1 protein-coding gene is annotated in these 2,847 nt (G+C 73.6%); it reads right to left on the bottom strand.

Annotation, left to right across the window (positions count from 1 at the left end; all coding sequences use genetic code 11):
* Positions 1 to 2,847 (bottom strand): SDR family NAD(P)-dependent oxidoreductase (locus AB0I73_RS40910; RefSeq protein ID WP_363045456.1); only part of this gene is annotated, 2,847 nt, incomplete at both ends.

The raw sequence follows: 2,847 nt of genomic DNA, 5'->3' as shown, positions 1-2,847 counted from the left end.
ATCGCCGAGCCGCGCACGACGGCGAGGACCTGGTGGCCGTTGCGGCGGGCGTCGGACAGCCGCTCCACGAGCAGCATGCCCACGCCCTCGCCCCAGCCGGTGCCGTCCGCGGCGTCCGCGAACGCCTTGACCCGGCCGTCGGTGGCCAGGCCGCCCTGGCGGGAGAACTCGATGAACGCGCCCGGGGTGGACATCACCGTCACACCGCCGGCCAGTGCCAGGTCGCACTCGCCGGTGCGCAGTGCCTGCACCGCCAGGTGCAGGGCGACCAGCGACGAGGAGCAGGCCGTGTCGACCGTGACCGCCGGGCCCTCCAGCCCGAACGTGTACGACAGACGACCCGACACCACACTCGCCGCATTGCTGGTCATCGAGAGGCTGTCCGCGTCGGTGACACCCAGCAGGAGGGTGGCGTAGTCCTGGCCGTTGGTGCCGGTGAACACACCCGTGCGGGTGCCGCGCACCGACACCGGGTCGATGCCGGAACGCTCGAACGCCTCCCACGAGGTCTCCAGCAGCAGGCGCTGCTGCGGGTCCATGCCCAGGGCCTCACGCGGGGAGATCCCGAACAGGGCGGGGTCGAAGTACCCGGCCTCGTAGAGGAAACCGCCCTGGTCGACGTACGAGGTGTTGGGCGTGGAGCGCGTCGGGTCGTACAGCCGCTCCAGGTCCCAGCCGCGGTCCACCGGGAAACCGGAGACCGCGTCCTTGCCCGCCGCGATCAGGTCCCACAGCTGCTCGGGGGTGTTCACTCCGCCGGGGAAGCGGCAGCTCATGCCGACGATGGCGATCAGGTCGTCGTCAGTGCCGGCTCCGCCCGTTGCCGTTGCCACGTCCCGGGTCGCGGCGCCTTCGTCATCGCCGACGAGTTCGGCGCGGAGATGACGTGCGAGTGCCTCGGGGGACGGGTGATCGAAGGCGAGGGTCGCGGGCAGCGACAGGCCGGTGGCGGCCTTCAGACGGTTGCGCAACTCGACCACGGCGAGCGAGTCGAACCCGAGGTCCTGGAAGACACGCCCGGGCTGCACGGCCTCGGCACTCACGTGACCGAGGACAGCGGCAGCCTCCGTCCGCACCAGCTTGAGGAGCAGCTGGTGCTGCTCGGCGGGCGACAGACCGCGCAGTCGGCCGAGGAACTCCGAGCTGTTCTCGTCCTCGTTCTGCCGCGCCTGCTCGACCGCCTCCGTCAGGGCCCGGACCTCGGGGATCTCGGAGATCAGCGGCTGGGGCCGGGCAGCGGTGAAGCGGGGGGCGAACCGTTCCCAGTCGACCTCCGCCACGGTCAGACAGGCGTCGTCGGACGCGGCGGCACGTTCGAGGGCCAGCACCGCCAGGTCGGGGTTCATGAGCGGCAGTCCGCGCTTGCGCATCAGCTCGCCCGCCTCGCCGTCGGCCATGCCGCCGCCGCCCCAGGCACCCCAGGCGAGGGAGGTGGCGGCCAGACCGCGGGAGCGGCGCTGCTCGGCGAGGGCGTCGAGGTGGGCGTTGGCGGCGGCGTAGGCGCCCTGGCCGCCGCTGCCCCACACACCCGCGCTGGACGAGAAGAGGACGAACGCGTCCAGTGGCAGGTCCTGGGTGAAGTACTCGTCGAGGAGGACGGCGCCGTGCACCTTGGCCTCCTGGACGGCTTCGAGCTCTGTGGACTCCAGGTCGGTGACCGCGCGGGTGGGGCCGATGCCGGCGGTGTGGACGACGGCGGTGATCGTTTCCCCGTCCGCGCGCAGCCCGTCGAGCATCCGGTGCAGGGCGTCGCGGTCGGCGACGTCGCAGGCCGCGACCGTCACCCGTACGCCGGTGGCGGTGAGTTCGTCGCGCAGCTCTGTGGCACCGGGCGCGTCGAGGCCGCGGCGGCTGGTCAGGACGAGGTGCTCGGCGCCGCTGTCCGCCAGTCGACGGGCGACACGGCTGCCGAGGGCGCCGGTACCGCCGGTGATCAGCACGGTGCCGCGCGGCGCCCACGCGGACGGCGCGCGGTTGCCGGACGGTACGCGGGCGAGTCGGCGCACGTACGCGCCGGATGTACGAACGGCCAGCTGATCCTCGTCGCCGGGGGCAGCGAGCACTGCGCACAGCCGTGCGGCGGCCCGGCCGTCGAACTCCTCCGGGAGGTCGACGAGACCGCCCCAACGGTGCGGCAGTTCGAGCCCGGCCACCCGGCCGAGTCCCCAGACGGCGGCCTGCTCCGGGTGGGCGATCCGGTCCGCGCCACCGGTGGAGACCGCGCCGCGGGTCAGACACCACAGCGGTGCCTGGACCTCCGCGTCGCCGAGCGCCTGTATGAGGACGACCATGCCGTGCAGGTCGAGGAGCGAGACGACGCCAGCCACGGCGGTTTCGGCGGTTTCGGCGGTTTCGGCGGCGAGGGTCGCGGCCAGCGCGGCGCGCTCGGTCACGGTGATACGGGCCACCTCGGCGCCGTACTCGGCCAGCGCGGCGGCGACGGTGTCCGCCTGCAGGTCGTCAGCTGCCGCACCCTCGGGGGCGACGAGCAGCCAGCGCCCTTCGAGGGTGGCGGTGGCGGTGGTGCGTACGGGCTTCCAGGTGACGCGGTAGCGCCAGGTGTCGATGGCCGACTGCTGCCGTTGGCGGGTGCGCCAGGTGGACAGCGCCGGCAGCGCCGCGCTGAGCGGGGTGTCCGCCGACAGCTCCAGGTCACCGGCCAGCGCGGACAGGTCCTCGCGCTCCACGGCCTGCCAGAACTCCGCGTCGGCCGGGTCGGCCGCAGCGTCGAGGGCGGGCTTCGGCGGCTCGGGCCAGTAGTGCTGGTGCTGGAAGGGGTAGGTGGGCAGGTCGGTGCGGCGGGCGCCGGTGCCGGCGTAGAAGGCGGTCCAGTCCACGCGGGTGCCG

Origin of the sequence: Streptomyces sp. NPDC050388 (assembly GCF_040655635.1) — a bacterium.
Lineage (GTDB): Bacteria > Actinomycetota > Actinomycetes > Streptomycetales > Streptomycetaceae > Streptomyces.
This window is presented reverse-complemented; position numbering and strand designations above follow the sequence as displayed.